This is a genomic window from Paracandidimonas lactea, from assembly GCF_021653995.1.
Taxonomy (GTDB): domain Bacteria; phylum Pseudomonadota; class Gammaproteobacteria; order Burkholderiales; family Burkholderiaceae_B; genus Allopusillimonas; species Allopusillimonas lactea.
This window is the reverse complement of the sequence record NZ_JAJJOZ010000001.1, coordinates 786,675-801,067: the sequence shown is the minus strand read 5'-3', so window position 1 is coordinate 801,067 and position 14,393 is coordinate 786,675. Positions and strand designations below refer to the sequence as shown.

Genomic DNA, 14,393 nt, shown 5'->3' with positions numbered 1-14,393 from the left:
GAGTAATCATCATGACAGCCACCATGACTGATATCTATGCGTCGCGTACAGACCGGAGCGCGGCGATCATTGCACGGCAAGATCCGGTTGTTTACGGCGAGGGCGCCTATGCCGATGCGTTGTCGGCCGGCCAACTTGACAGCTACGCGCGCGACGGCTTCATTCTGCTGGAAGACGTTTTCGACGAGGCCGACGTGAAGGCGCTGCTGGAGGAAATCCGGCGCATGAGCACCGATCCGGCAATCACGGCGCTGGAGGAAGCCATTACGGAGCCGGGCAGCGATGCCGTGCGTTCCATCTTCCGTGTGCATGAGCTCAGCGACCGTATTGCCAAGCTTGCACGCGATCCACGCCTGATTCATGTGGCGCGCCAGATTCTTGGCTCCGAAGTGTATATGCACCAGTCGCGCGCCAATATGAAGCCTGGCTTCAAGGGCAAGGAATTCTACTGGCACTCGGATTTCGAAACCTGGCATGTCGAAGACGGTATGCCGCGCATGCGGGCGCTCAGTTGCTCGGTATTGCTGACCGATAACAATGCTTGCAACGGGCCACTCATGCTGGTGCCTGGTTCGCATACGCAGTTCATTTCCTGCCTAGGCGAAACCCCCGACGACCACTACAAGCAGTCGCTCAAGAAGCAGGAGTATGGCGTGCCCGACCCGTTGAGTCTGCAACTGCTGGCGGAGCAGGGCGGTATCCGCCCCATGACCGCCAAGGCGGGCTCCGTCGTGTTTTTCGACTGCAACACCATGCATGGCTCCAACGGCAATATTTCGCCCTGGCCGCGTGCCAATGTGTTCATGGTGTACAACAGCATGGAGAATACGCTGGGCGCTCCCTTGTATGGGCTCAAGCCACGCCCGGAACACATAGCGGCACGCCGTCGCTTTGATGCGCTGGTCCCCAGCGAGGCAGTCGCGACGGCCGGCTGATGGCCGGCCCGGCCGCGCCGGCGTCGGACGGGGCGCTGATCGCGGCCTGCGGCTCGTTGTTGTGAGCCGCACCCGTACGCCGGCGCAGGGGATGCGGAGGCCAGGTCGGCCACTGCTTGCGTCGGGAACGGAATGGGGTGACACTGCATCCAATACATCCATGCTTTATTCAGAGGCGATATGGATACCGTTGCCACCCCTGCCGCGTCGTGCCCCGAAGACACCGATCATGCGCTGGTACGACGCATCACACAAGGCGATACCCAGGCATTCGAAGTATTGATGCGGCGCTATAACGCGCGCCTGTATCGCGCTGCGCGCAGCATACTCAAAGATGACAGCGAGGCGGAGGACGCCGTGCAGGAAGCCTACTGGAAGGCCTACTGCGCGCTCGCCACTTTTCGCGCCGAGGCGCAACTGTCCACCTGGCTTACGCGCATTGCGATCAATGAAGCCCTCATCCGCCTGCGCCGGAACAAACGGCGTGCGGCGGTCATCCAATTGGACGACGACAGCAACGGCACGAGCCTATTGGATATCATGGAACACCCGGCAAGCCAACACGACAGCCCCGCCCAGCTTGCCTGGCGCGGTGAGCTACGCCATCTGATCGAACGGCGCATCGATGAATTGCCCGATGATTTCCGTACGGTCTTCATCTTGCGCGCTGTCGAGGAGATGCCGGCCGTGGAAGTGGCACAAGTGCTGGATATTCCCGAGGCCACGGTGCGCACCCGATATTTGCGTGCGCGTCAACGGCTGCGTGAGGCGCTGTCCGGAGACATGGACACCGCCAGCCGCGATGCTTTCGCCTTTGATGGTGAGCGCTGCGACCGGATCGTCGAGGCCGTGCTGGCACGCATCACACGCGAACCCCGTCAATCCTGATCGGATGGCAGGGGGCTGCACCCTTGCATCCGGCATGCGTTCGCGTTGCGTTTCTTTAATTCTGATCGAATCAGAGGGCATGCGCCTCGAAGCCGGGGTGCGAGACAGGCGATCGCATAGGCCGCGGCCGAGTTTCCGGCTGCGGCCTATGCATCGGGGGCGCAAGCTGTTGGTGTTTTCAACTGCACGCCTGTCATTGCTTCATTCAACCACCTGCTTTTGCATGATTTCCGCGATCGCTACGAATCCCTGCGTAGCCGCGGACGGCAGTTGGGGATCCGACATCGCACGCAGGGCTTCGACGCCGGCTTCGGGTTCGGCGACGATAATCCGTCCCACCATGCCGGCGTGCTCATGGGGCAGGCAGAAGTAGTCGTACACGCCCGGCACTTCTAAGGTTACAGAGAATGACTGGCCGGGCATCAGGTAGTCCGAATCCCAGGGTTTTGCGCCTTTGGGTATGCGCAACGATTTGCCGCCATTGGCGGGATGATAGGCTGTTGCGGTGTGGACATTGCCGGTTTCCTGATTGGTCCAGCGCACGGTCTGGCCTGGCTGGATCAGCACGCCTCGGGGACGGAACCATACATCGGCGCCCCCGTTCGCACCTGCCATGGCAATGTCGACGACGCCGGCCGCAAAGCTGGGACGGGCATGCCAGAACCCCGACAATAACAACCCACCGCCCGCGGCCAACAGCAGGCGCCGGCGGGTGTCAGGCAGCATGATCATGTTCATTTGGCGACCCGTGCCTCCCCGTTTGCCGGTACATGCCACAACACGATATGCACGTGCGGCTCGGCAACACCCGGGTGGCCGGCGTTGTAGTACATATCAACGTGGTCAACTTTCTTGTTGCCGACCTTCAGGTTGTCCAGCTTCATGTCGGCCTTCATGGCCGAGAGCGGCACCATATAGATGGTGCTGACCAGCTTGCCGTCGTGGTCATAGGCCAAAAACGGGCCTGCCGGCAAAGTGGCGGGATCGACGAAAAGCTGGCCCATGCCGGGCAGGAAGTCAGGCAGTTTGACCAGTTTGCTCACCGCCTGGTAGGGGGCGGGGGGGGGTGACTTGAGCGTCGTGGGAGCGGCCTTGCTGTGCTGTGCCGCGAAGGTATACATCGGGCTGAAAGCCAGCGCTGCGGCGGCGATAAGGGCATAGACGGGTTTGGACATGGAAAACCTCCGTGGTGAGATAAGTGGAACTCACCGCATTGGATGCCCGCACCACCGCAGCCGTTCCCGACCCGGCCCTGTTTGAGTCCGGCGACATATCAGGCGGGGGTGATGAAGGCCTTGAGGAACTCCTGGGTGCGCGCTTCGCGAGGTTCTACCATCACTTGTTCCGGCGGCCCCTGTTCGACAATCTTTCCTTTGTCGAAAAAGCAGACACGATCTGAAATCTGTTTGGCGAACTGCATTTCGTGCGTCACCAGCAGCATGGTCAGGTCTTGCTCGTCAGCCAGGCGCTGGATGACGGAAAGCACTTCGCCCACCAGTTCCGGGTCCAGTGCCGATGTTGGCTCATCGAACAGCATGATATTGGGGCGCATCGCCAGTGCGCGGGCAATAGCCACACGCTGCTGCTGCCCTCCGGAAAGCTGAGAGGGAAATTTATCAGCTTGATCGGACAGCCCTACCAGGCTTAGGTAGGTATCGGCCCGCTCCGTGGCTTCCTCGCGTGACAGCCCCAGAACATGGATCGGCGCTTCGGTGATATTGCGCCGCACGGTCATGTGGGGAAACAGATTGAACTGTTGAAAGACCATGCCCATTTTTTTGCGCATATCACGCAAGTGAGATTCGCTGGCGGGAACCAGGCTGCCGTTGCGTGTTTCATGCCATAGCGGCTCGTTGTCGACCCAGATTACACCGTCGTCTATTGTTTCCAGCGTCATGAGAATGCGCAGCACCGTGGATTTGCCTGATCCGGAGGGGCCAATGATGCTGACTTTCTCGCCCTTTTTTACTGTGAAGTCGAGTTCATCGAGCACGGTAACGTCGCCGAAGCGTTTAACGACTTTATCGAATGTAATGATGGCTTCGTTCATTTCAGCGGAATTCCTTGCTTGGGCAGGCGCTTGTCCAGGTAGCGTACCGCGCCCGAGGCCACCAGGGTCAGCAGCAGATAAATGCCGCCAACCATGGAGATCGGTATCAGGTAGTTGAAGGTGCGGTCGCCAATGATTTTGGCGACATTGAGCATTTCCAGAATCGACACTACAGACAGTACCGGTACATCTTTCATGATCGAAACCAGGTAATTGCCCATGGCGGGGATAATGCGAGGGATCGCCTGCGGCAGGATGATGACGCCGAAGCGGCGTGCGGGGGACAGATCGAGAGCGCATGCGGCTTCTGTCTGGCCCCGGTGTACCGACTCTATCCCGGCTCGATAGACTTCAGACATATATGCGCTGTACTGCAGCCCAAGCGCCAGTGCCCCGGTCAGGAAGGCCGGCAGCACAATACCGTACTCGGGCAGCACGTAATACAGGAAAAACACTTGCACCAGCAATGGTGTATCGCGCAGAAACTCGGCCACCGCGCGTGCGGGCCAGGCCACGACGCGCTGGGGTGCAGACTTGAGCGCTGCCAGCGCAAGCCCCAGCAGCGCGGCGATGACAAAGCCCACCGCTGTGGCCTGGACCGTGACAAGCAGACCTTTGAGCAGGATGGGGAGAATGGACAGCGCCAGTGCGGCCCCGCTCGAGGTGTCCCATTCTATGCCGAACAGCATGTCAGGCCCTCCCGGGGCGCCAGCGCCCCACAGAGCGCTCGAGCAGCTTCATCAGCCCTGTAAGTACCAGTGCCATGCCAAAGTACATCAGCAACAGCAGCGTATACACGCCTACGCTGTCCTGGGTGAAGTTGCGTATCTGTTCAGCGCGAAAGGTCATATCGCCCAGACTGATCAGCGAGACTAGTGCCGTGTCCTTGAGGTTCTGGATAGCAAGATTGCCGAAACTGGGCATCATTTCGGGTATCGCCTGGGGCAGTGCAATGCGCCAGAGCGTGTGTCTGGGGGAGAAATCCAGCGCTTTGGCAGCTTCGTACTGGGTGGGCGGTACGGCTTGTATCGCGCCGCGCACCACTTCTGCGCCATAGGCGCCGATGTTCAGCCCCAGTGCGAGCGTGCCGGTCAGCACAGGCGGCATGCGCAAATCCAGACCCAACTGCTGCCCCAGCACAGGCAGCGCAAAATAAAGCCAGAACAGCTGGACCAGCAGAGACGTGCCGCGGAAAACCTCGATAAAGCACAGCGACACACCTTTGATGAACCAGTTGCTGGACAGTTTGCCGATGCCGAACAAGAAGGCGGTGGCCGTGCCCAGGATGGTCGAATAGACCGTCAACTGCACGGTGATCCACGCGCCTTCCAGCAACGGTACGCTGTAACTCAGCCAATTCATGCGCCGTCAACCCTTGCAGAGTTGCGCGGTGGTTTTAGTGAATGAGGCTTGTTGATCGTTTTCGTTGAAGCCGTACTCGGACAGGATGCGCTTCCAGTCGTCTGTCTTTTTGAAGGCGGCCAGTTCGGTATTGACCGCATCGCGCAGGCTCTCGGAACCCTCGCCGAAGGTGAAGGCCCCCCAGCTGCGTACCGGCTCGCCATCAATCACCGGATCCTTGAAATTGGCGGCAGACTCCACCTTCTTGCCCTTCTCGGCCAGTTCGGCCACCGTCAGCCCCGTGGCCGCGTAGGCGCTGGCACGGCCGGTGGTAATGGTGGAAATCGCGTCGGCATTGTTCGAGATCGTGATCATCTGTGCGCCTGGCACGCCAAGCGCCTGCAGCATTTCGAGCTGGTCGGCGCCGGCCATGATGGCGATCTTTTTGCCGTTCTTGGCGAAAGCTTCGTAGCTGTGGAGGTTATCGGGGTTGCCTTGGGCAACCAACAGGCCTTCGCCATATGAACTGTTGGGTTCTGAAAACAGTACTTCTTTGCAGCGTTGCGGCAAGATGGCCATCTCGGCGGCAACCATGTCGAAGCGGTTGGCACGTAGCCCCGGAATAAGGGAGCCAAAGTTGGTGGTGACCCATTCAATCTTTTCAATGCCCAACTTTTCCATGATGTGCTGCGCTACTTCAGGGCCGGCGCCCTTGGGCTTGCCGCTCATATCCATGAAGCCATAGGGAATTTCATTGGCCACTGCGATCCGGACAGTGCCGCGTTGCTTGACCTGCTCGAGGGTGACAGCGCCGGCGTGGGTGGCCGCACCGCCGACTATCAGGGCGGCAAGTGTCATAAGCGTAGTTCTGCGCAGCGTATTCATCGGCGTTCCTTTGTTCGGTTATGCAAAATGCCCGACAAAATGCCATATGCATGTTCCGCGGAAACGATGCGGAGGATGCCATGCCCATGCTTTGCAGGCGTGCTTTGCCAATTGTTATGGGTGTGATCTTAACGAGAAAAATCATACACGATATGATGATTTCAACTCAAATCGTTAGAAGGAGGATGTTTTTTCCTGGGACAGGTGGCAGTTTCGGGCGCAGGTGTAAGGGATGCGCAGATACGTTGCTGTGATGCAGAGGCGGATTACCGGGGGGATGTGTTGCGCAAGGCAGGCGGCGCATGATCCGCCGGCCGTGGACGGGGCGATTGCAAAAGGGCGACGGATAAGCCTGCGGTGCCCGCCCGCTACAGAAAATTCTGTTGGCAAGGCAAATGAGGTGTGCTAGGATTTACCACTATGTACCGCACCGTGTCCTTTTTCTTCTTTTACTTTACGTTTCCAAAACCGCTGGTGGAGGAAGGGACGCGCTGTACACTGTAAAAACAAGCGAATTCCCCAAAAAGCCGCCAGCTTCGCTAGGCGGCTTTTTTGTTCCGCGCGCAGGCTGGCAAAATACTCTGGAGTAATACCGTGTCCCACAATACCGATGACTTGCGAATCCGGGAAATCAAAGAATTGAGCCCGCCGGCGCATGTAATGCGAGAATTTCCCTGCACACCGGCGATTTCGACTGTCGTGCACGACGCGCGCCGCGCGGTCCACAATATTCTGTACGGCAATGACGACCGGTTGGTGGTTATCGTGGGGCCATGTTCCATCCACAATCCAGAAGCGGGGCTCGAGTACGCACGCCGCCTGGTCGAGCAGCGCACACGCTTCCAGGGCGATCTCGAAATCATCATGCGCGTCTACTTCGAGAAGCCGCGCACCACGGTAGGCTGGAAGGGCCTGATCAACGATCCAGGCCTGGACGGCAGCTTCAACATCAATCTAGGCCTGCGTACGGCGCGCGAGTTGCTCATCAACGTCAACGACCTGGGCCTGCCCGCGGGCTGTGAGTTCCTGGATATGATCACGCCGCAGTATATTGCCGACCTGGTCGCCTGGGGCGCCATCGGGGCGCGTACAACCGAAAGCCAGGTTCATCGTGAGCTGGCTTCCGGGCTCTCGTGTCCCGTTGGCTTCAAGAATGGCACCGATGGCAATATCAAGATCGCCATGGATGCTATCCAGGCGGCGTCGCAGCCGCACCACTTCCTGTCTGTTACCAAGGGCGGTCATTCAGCCATTGTGTCCACGGTCGGCAACAACGACTGCCACATCATCCTGCGCGGCGGCAAAGCACCCAACTACGATGCCGCCAGCGTCCACGACGCTTGCGACAAGCTCGTCAAGGCCAAACTGCGCCCACGCATCATGGTCGACGCCAGCCATGCGAACAGCAACAAAGATTATCGCAATCAGCCCAAGGTGCTCGAAGATGTCTCCCGCCAACTCGAGGCGGGTGGTGATTGCCTGTTCGGCGTCATGGTCGAAAGCCACCTGGTTGACGGACGTCAGGATATGGTGGCTGGCAAGCCGCTAACTTATGGCCAGAGCATTACCGACGGTTGCATAGGCTGGGACACCACGGTTCAGGTGCTCGAGCGGCTGTCGCAGGCGGTTCAGAATCGACGCAAGGTCACGGTGCAATCGGCAAATGCCCTGATCGGCACGCACGCCTAAACACTGCTACGATCAGGCATATGGCGTAGTCAGGGCCCCGCGTGGGGCCTGTGCTTGGGCTATGACTGTAACAGGAGAACGAACATGAATGCCCCCGCTCCGGCCCAGAGCGTGCGTCGCGCCATTCCAGACGGCTTTCTGGATGCTTTGGCGCGGCAGTTCGGTGATCGCTTTACCACTGCGCAAGCAGTGCGTGAGCATCACGGCCGCGACGAATCCCCCTATCCGCCTATGCTGCCTGACGGCGTGGTGTTTGCCCTGAGCACGGAGGAGGTGGCTTGGGTTGCGCGGCATTGCCATGCGCACCATGTACCACTCATCCCCTATGGGACGGGGTCCTCGCTCGAAGGGCACTTGCTTGCTGTGCAGGGTGGCATCAGCCTCGATCTGGCCGGCATGGACAAGATTGTGTCGATCAACGCCGAAGACTTCACGGCCACTGTACAGGCGGGCGTCACGCGCAAGCAGCTGAACGAACACATCCGCGATACCGGGCTGTTTTTTCCGATCGATCCCGGTGCGGATGCCAGCCTTGGCGGCATGGCGGCCACCCGTGCCTCGGGTACCAACGCCGTACGCTATGGCACCATGCGTGAGAACGTGGTGTCGCTCAAGGTTGTCACGGCGGATGGCCGCGTGATTCATACCGCTTCGCGCGCGCGCAAGTCTTCAGCGGGCTACGACCTTACGCGCATTTTCGTGGGCAGCGAGGGGACGCTGGGCATCATCACCGAGGTCACTGTCCGGCTTTATCCGGTGCCCGAGGCGATCTCCGCGGCGATCTGCAACTTTCCCACGCTCGAGGCGGCGGTGCGCAGCGTCATCGAAGTTATTCAAATGGGCGTGCCCGTGGCGCGGGTCGAGTTCATGGACACTTGGGCCGTCAAGGCCACCAATGCGTACAGCAAGCTGGCACTCAAAGAGTCGCCGCTGTTGCTGTTCGAGTTTCATGGCAGCCCGGCGGGCGTCAAAGAGCAGGCACAGATTGTGCAAGAAATCGCCCGCTCCAATGATGGCATGGATTTCGAATGGGCCGACCAGCCCGAAGACCGCAGCCGCCTGTGGGCCGCGCGGCACAATGCCTATTTTGCCGGTCTGCAGTTGCGGCCCGGCTGTCGGTCCAGCACCACAGATGTCTGCGTGCCCATTTCCCGGTTGGCCGATTGCGTGACGGAAACCGCCGCCGAACTTGATGCGGCGAGCTTTCCGTATACCATCGTTGGCCATGTGGGCGACGGTAACTTTCATGTGCTGATGCTGCTCGACCCAGACAACCCGCAGGAATGGGAGGCATCCGAACAGCTTAACCGCAGGCTGGTGGAGCGTGCCATCCGCATGGACGGTACCTGCACCGGCGAGCATGGCGTGGGGCTGCACAAGATGGCATTCATGCTGGCGGAACACGGCCGCGATGCGCTCGACCTCATGGCCAGCCTGAAACACGCATTCGACCCTCACGATATCCTCAACCCTGGCAAGATCATTCCGGGGCCATAACCCCCCATCGCCGCGCGCGGGCGCGCGCCGCCACACAATAGAATAATGACTGAATCCTTGATCAGCCCGGCGTACGAGACAGCGCCGGATTTTCCGGGCTTGATAGCCCGCCTCAAAGAGAGCGTGCCGGCTCATTGCATCTTGCATCGAGCCGAAGATACGCGGCCCTACGAATGCGACGGCCTGTCACTTTACCGGTCGCTGCCGCCAGTGGTCGTGCTGCCGGAGGACGAAGCGCAGGTCGTCGCGGTAGTCAAGGCATGCACGGCATTCAATATCCCTATCGTTGCCCGAGGAGCCGGCACGGGCCTGTCGGGCGGCGCCATGCCGCACGCGCGCGGCATCGTGCTGGGCTTGAGCAAGCTCAATCGCATCCATCGCATCGACGTCGCCGCCGGCAGCGCGGTGGTTGGGCCGGGTGTTCGCAATCTGGCCATTTCGGAGGCAGCTGCGCCTTATGGGCTTTACTATGCGCCCGATCCGTCAAGTCAGATCGCTTGCACGATAGGTGGCAACGTTGCGGAGAACTCGGGCGGTGTGCACTGCCTGAAATACGGGCTCACGGTTCACAACATCCTGCGGATACGGGTGGTCACCATCAGCGGCGATATCGTCGAGCTCGGGTCCGAGGCGCCTGATAGCCCCGGTCTGGATCTGCTCGCCGCCTTCATCGGATCCGAGGGCATGTTGGGCTTGGTCACCGAAGTGGTGGTCAAGCTCATTCCCAAGCCAGCCTGCGCCCGGGTCGTCATGGCAAGCTTTGGCTCGGTCGAGACGGCGGGCGCTGCAGTGGCCAATGTGATTGCGGCGGGTATTATTCCAGCAGGGCTGGAAATGATGGACAAGCGCGCGGTGCATATGGTCGAGCCTTTTGTGAATGCCGGCTACGACCTGGAAGCCAGCGCGCTACTTTTGTGCGAGTCGGACGGCACCGAAGAAGAGGTGGTGGACGAAATCGCCCGTATGGAAGCGGTTTTTCGCGATGCCGGGGCCACGCGTCTGCAGGTATCGCGCAGCGAGCAGGAGCGCCTGGCCTTCTGGGCGGGCCGCAAGAATGCCTTTCCCGCCGCCGGCCGGGTCTCGCCCGATTACTACTGCATGGATGGCACGATACCGCGCCGTCATCTGGCGCGGGTGTTGGGTGCCATCGAGGAGATGGAAGGTGAGTATGGCCTGCGTTGCGCCAATGTCTTTCATGCCGGCGACGGCAATCTGCATCCCTTGATTCTGTTCGATTCAAACCGGCCTGAAGAAGTCGAGCGTGCCGAGAAGTTCGGTGCCGCCATTCTTGAGCTGTGTGTGCAGGTCGGCGGCACGATTACCGGCGAGCACGGCGTGGGTGTCGAGAAAATCAACCAGATGTGCGTGCAGTTTGCACGCGAGGAGCTCGACTTTTTCTGCGCGTTCAAGCGCGCCTTTGATCCCTACAACCTGCTCAACCCCGAGAAAGTCATTCCGACGCTGGCGCGCTGCGCCGAATACGGAAAGATGCACGTGCACGGCGGCGAGTTGCGCTTTCCCGACCTGCCGCGGTTCTAATCGGTTTATAGCGAGTAAACATGGAATTCGAGCTTTCCGAGTTGTGCGAACAGGTGATGACGGCGCGTGCCGCCGAGCGTCCTCTGTATATTCGTGGCGGCGGCACCCGGCGATTTTATGGCGAGCCCGAGCCGGACAATCTTTCGGGCGCTGCTGTGCTCGACATCTCGGGCCATCAGGGTATTGTCAATTATCAACCGTCGGAGCTGGTGGTTACCGCCAAGGCTGGCACGCGGCTGGAAGCGCTCGAAGCGGCGCTGCGCGCCCAAGGCCAGATGTTGGCTTTCGAGCCACCCCGTTTTGGCGCCGCGTCCACGGTGGGCGGCATGGTAGCCAGCGGGCTGTCGGGGCCGCGCAGGATGGCGGCGGGTAGTCTGCGAGACTTCGTGCTGGGTGCGCGCCTGCTGGATTCCTCCGGCGTGGTGCTTGGCTTCGGCGGTGAAGTCATGAAAAATGTGGCCGGTTTCGATATTTCCCGTCTGCTGGCGGGTTCCATGGGCATATTTGGCGCCTTGATCGAAGTATCGCTCAAGGTTGCGCCGCTGCCTGGCGTCGAGGCCACCAGCGTGCTTGACGTAGATGAAGCGGGCGCGCTGGCCTTGTTTAGCCAATGGCGCAGCAAGCCACTGCCAATCAGTGCCACCGCCTGGTTTCCAGAGCAGGGGGGGCGCCTGTATGTGCGTCTGTCGGGCAGCGAGCCTGCCGTGGCCAGCGGTTTGCGCCAGATCGGCGGCAGTGCGTTCGAGGCGGCTGCTGGCGAAGCCCTGTGGGCCAGCCTGCGCGACCAGACGCACGCTTTTTTTGACGTGCCTGTGTTATGGCGCCTGTCGGTCCCGCCGCAGGCAGGGCCGCTGGATCTCGGGCCATCGCTGATTGAATGGAATGGCGGCCTGCGTTGGGTCGCCGGAGGGCCGTCAGTCGATGCGCAAAGCGCCACGGCCTTGCGTGCGCGTGTGGAGGCGGCAGGCGGCCACGCCACCCTTTACCGTTATGGTGCATCGCCGGGGGATGTTCCTGTATTCCATCCACTGCAACCGACGCTGCGCAACATCAGCCAACGCATGAAGCAAGAGCTTGATCCGGTCGGGATATTCAATCCGGGCCGGCTGTTCCGGGAATTTTGAGGCATCCATCGTGCAAACTAATCTGGCTTCCTGGGCTCGCGATACGGCTATCGGCAATGATGCCGATGCTATTTTGCGTCGTTGCGTTCATTGTGGGTTCTGTCAGGCAACCTGTCCTACCTATCAGGTGCTGGGGGACGAACTCGACAGCCCGCGCGGACGTATTTACCTGATCAAGCAAGTGCTGGAGGGCGCCGAGCCCACCGCGGCGACACAAACCCATCTGGACCGCTGCCTTACTTGCCGCAATTGCGAAACCACATGCCCATCGGGCGTTGAGTACGGGGCGCTGGTGGATATCGGGCGGGCGTTGGTCGATCAGAAGGTCGAGCGCCCATTGCGTCAGCGCGTTGTCCGCAGTGCGCTGCGGCATTTGCTTAATTCCCGCCTGTTCGGTCCGGCGTTGCGGCTGGGTCGCGTCATGAGGCCCTTGCTGCCGGCGGTGCTCGCGGGCAAGGTGCCAGTTTCTCGCGCTGCGGGCCGTCTGCCCAGGGATGCGGGTCGGCATCCTCGACAGGTGCTGATGCCACGTGGTTGCGTGCAGCCCGACATGATGCCCAGTATCGATGGTGCAACCATGCGTGTGCTGGACGCTGTAGGGATCGGCACCCGCGATGCGGCGGCGGCTGGATGCTGCGGCGCTATCAACTTCCACCTCGATGCGCAAGACCAGGCGCTGGCCCAGATGCGCGTGAATATCGATGCCTGGCTGCCCCTGCTCGATCGCGGAGAGGTTGAGGCCATTGTGATCAATGCCTCGGGTTGCGGCGGGATGATCCGTGAATATGCCCATCATTTGCGTCATGATCCCGTCTACGCCGACAAGGCTGCGCGGGTGGTGGAAAAGGTGCGCGATATTTCTGAAATCATTGCGCCCGAGGCCTCGCGGCTGCGCGGCCTCATGGGCCCGCTGCCCGAGAGTGCGGCTTTTCATCCGCCTTGCACGCTGCAGCACTGGCAGGGCCTGCGCGGCCTGAATGAAACCATGCTGGCGGAGCTGGGCTTTAACCTGAAGCCCTTCGATGAGGCGCATCTGTGCTGTGGCTCGGCGGGTACGTATTCGGTTACTCAGCCGGAACTCTCGCATACATTGCGCGACCGCAAGCTTGGCAACATCAACCGGGTAGAGCCTGCATGCATTGTCTCCTCCAATATGGGGTGTATTACGCATTTGCAGAACGGCACCGAGACGCCTGTGCGTCACTGGGTCGAGGTGGTAGACGAGGCGCTGCGCCGGCGCAAGGGCTGATGGTGCCACCGCCCTGGCGCGGCATTGAAACTGTCGGCCGTGCGGCTGGCGGCGGTCTGTCTGCGTCTACAATAGCGCAATGGGAACTACTACTGCATCAAAAGGGCGTGTCGTCGTCGGCATGTCCGGGGGCGTCGATTCGTCGGTAACTGCTTGGCTGCTCAAGCAGCAGGGCTACGATGTGCTCGGCCTATTCATGAAAAACTGGGAAGATGACGACGACAGCGAATACTGTTCGACCCGGCAAGACTGGCTGGATGCCGCCAGTGTGGCCGATGTGGTTGGCGTCGACATCGAAGCAGTCAATTTTGCGGCCGAATACAAAGACCGGGTTTTTGCAGACTTTCTGCGCGAATACTCCGCCGGCCGTACGCCCAACCCCGACGTGCTGTGCAATGCCGAAATCAAGTTCAAGGCCTTTCTCGATCACGCTATGTCACTGGGGGCCGAGCATATTGCCACCGGGCATTATGCGCGCGTGCGCACGCTCGATACCCCTGAGGGCAGACAGTACCAATTGTTGAAGGCGCTTGATCAGAGCAAGGATCAAAGCTACTTCCTGCATCGGCTTAACCAGGATCAGCTTTCGCGTACGCTGTTTCCCTTGGGTGAGATACCCAAAACCAAGGTGCGCGAGATCGCCCGCGAGATCGGCCTGCCCAATGCGGCCAAGAAAGACTCCACCGGCATCTGCTTTATCGGCGAACGGCCTTTCCGCGAATTTCTCAACCGCTATCTGCCCACCAAACCCGGTCCGATCAAAACGCCAGAAGGCATAGTGGTGGGCGAGCATCAGGGCCTATCGTTCTATACCCTGGGGCAGCGCAAGGGCCTGGGTATCGGTGGCGTAAAAGGGCGTCAGCGCGACGATGGCACGGCCGACGCCTGGTACACGGCGCGCAAAGATCTGGCTGCCAATACGCTTTATGTGGTGCAGGGGCATGACCACCCGTGGCTGCTCAGCGCTAAGCTGCAAGCGCACGATGCGAGCTGGATAGCCGGTTGTGCACCTGCGGAGGGGGGCTATGGTGCCAAAACACGCTATCGTCAATCCGACGCCCCTTGCATGTTGGTGGCTGCCGACGACGGGGGCTTTACGCTCAACTTTTCTCAGCACCAGTGGGCGGTGACGCCTGGACAATCCGCCGTACTCTATGACGGCGATGTGTGTCTCGGTGGCGGCATCATTACCTGAT

Annotated in this window: 15 protein-coding genes; 8 read left to right on the top strand and 7 right to left on the bottom strand. The window is 60.4% G+C overall.

The features are described 5' to 3' along the window. Positions 1-11: 11 nt before the first annotated feature. Together thpD and LOL23_RS03725 are read left to right on the top strand one after the other, a co-directional pair. Complete coding sequence (thpD, locus tag LOL23_RS03730; protein WP_237173162.1) at positions 12-935, top strand: ectoine hydroxylase; 924 nt, start codon at positions 12-14, stop codon at positions 933-935. 180 nt (positions 936-1,115) lie between these two features. Continuing rightward, complete coding sequence (locus tag LOL23_RS03725) at positions 1,116-1,823, top strand: RNA polymerase sigma factor (RefSeq protein ID WP_160981828.1); 708 nt, start codon at positions 1,116-1,118, stop codon at positions 1,821-1,823. A gap of 201 nt (positions 1,824-2,024) precedes the next feature. Here the strand turns inward: LOL23_RS03725 and LOL23_RS03720 are convergent, their stop codons facing one another. The 7 genes from LOL23_RS03720 to LOL23_RS03690 form a co-directional block, all read right to left on the bottom strand. Then, the gene (locus tag LOL23_RS03720) at positions 2,025-2,549 is read right to left on the bottom strand and encodes a cupredoxin domain-containing protein (protein WP_237173161.1); all 525 of its coding nucleotides are present in this window, start codon (positions 2,547-2,549) and stop codon (positions 2,025-2,027) included. A gap of 8 nt (positions 2,550-2,557) precedes the next feature. Next, positions 2,558-2,998: a DUF5602 domain-containing protein gene (locus LOL23_RS03715; RefSeq protein WP_237173160.1), complete on the bottom strand. Its 441-nt coding sequence runs from the start codon at positions 2,996-2,998 to the stop codon at positions 2,558-2,560. A 98-nt stretch (positions 2,999-3,096) separates the two neighbouring features. After that, positions 3,097-3,873: an ectoine/hydroxyectoine ABC transporter ATP-binding protein EhuA gene (gene ehuA, locus LOL23_RS03710; RefSeq protein WP_160981826.1), complete on the bottom strand. Its 777-nt coding sequence runs from the start codon at positions 3,871-3,873 to the stop codon at positions 3,097-3,099. Further along, complete coding sequence (ehuD, locus tag LOL23_RS03705) at positions 3,870-4,562, bottom strand: ectoine/hydroxyectoine ABC transporter permease subunit EhuD (RefSeq protein WP_160981824.1); 693 nt, start codon at positions 4,560-4,562, stop codon at positions 3,870-3,872. Before ehuD ends, ehuA begins: the two co-directional genes overlap by 4 nt. Before the next feature lies 1 nt (position 4,563). After that, the gene (gene ehuC, locus LOL23_RS03700; RefSeq protein WP_237173159.1) at positions 4,564-5,235 is read right to left on the bottom strand and encodes an ectoine/hydroxyectoine ABC transporter permease subunit EhuC; all 672 of its coding nucleotides are present in this window, start codon (positions 5,233-5,235) and stop codon (positions 4,564-4,566) included. Between the two features lie 6 nt (positions 5,236-5,241). Then, a complete protein-coding gene (gene ehuB / locus LOL23_RS03695; protein ID WP_160981820.1) occupies positions 5,242-6,099 on the bottom strand; it encodes an ectoine/hydroxyectoine ABC transporter substrate-binding protein EhuB in 858 nt (285 codons plus the stop codon). A gap of 405 nt (positions 6,100-6,504) precedes the next feature. Beyond that, positions 6,505-6,756, bottom strand: a complete 252-nt coding sequence (locus LOL23_RS03690; RefSeq protein ID WP_202411822.1) for a hypothetical protein — start codon at positions 6,754-6,756, stop codon at positions 6,505-6,507. On the opposite strand from LOL23_RS03690, the gene aroG reads away from it, so the two are divergent. The 6 genes from aroG to mnmA all read left to right on the top strand — a co-directional run bounded on the left by aroG (position 6,694) and on the right by mnmA (position 14,392). Then, a complete protein-coding gene (gene aroG / locus LOL23_RS03685; protein ID WP_160981818.1) occupies positions 6,694-7,788 on the top strand; it encodes a 3-deoxy-7-phosphoheptulonate synthase AroG in 1,095 nt (364 codons plus the stop codon). The genes LOL23_RS03690 and aroG overlap by 63 nt on opposite strands. Positions 7,789-7,872: 84 nt before the next feature. Further along, a complete protein-coding gene (locus LOL23_RS03680) occupies positions 7,873-9,285 on the top strand; it encodes an FAD-binding oxidoreductase (protein ID WP_160981816.1) in 1,413 nt (470 codons plus the stop codon). 45 nt (positions 9,286-9,330) lie between these two features. Continuing rightward, positions 9,331-10,824 (top strand): FAD-linked oxidase C-terminal domain-containing protein, encoded by a 1,494-nt coding sequence (locus LOL23_RS03675; RefSeq protein ID WP_160981814.1) that lies wholly within the window; start codon positions 9,331-9,333, stop codon positions 10,822-10,824. 20 nt (positions 10,825-10,844) lie between these two features. Further along, a complete protein-coding gene (gene glcE / locus LOL23_RS03670) occupies positions 10,845-11,948 on the top strand; it encodes a glycolate oxidase subunit GlcE (RefSeq protein WP_237173158.1) in 1,104 nt (367 codons plus the stop codon). Between the two features lie 10 nt (positions 11,949-11,958). Next, the gene (glcF, locus tag LOL23_RS03665; protein ID WP_160981810.1) at positions 11,959-13,197 is read left to right on the top strand and encodes a glycolate oxidase subunit GlcF; all 1,239 of its coding nucleotides are present in this window, start codon (positions 11,959-11,961) and stop codon (positions 13,195-13,197) included. Between the two features lie 79 nt (positions 13,198-13,276). Next, a complete protein-coding gene (mnmA, locus tag LOL23_RS03660; protein ID WP_237173157.1) occupies positions 13,277-14,392 on the top strand; it encodes a tRNA 2-thiouridine(34) synthase MnmA in 1,116 nt (371 codons plus the stop codon). The last annotated feature ends 1 nt before the right edge of the window (position 14,393 follow it).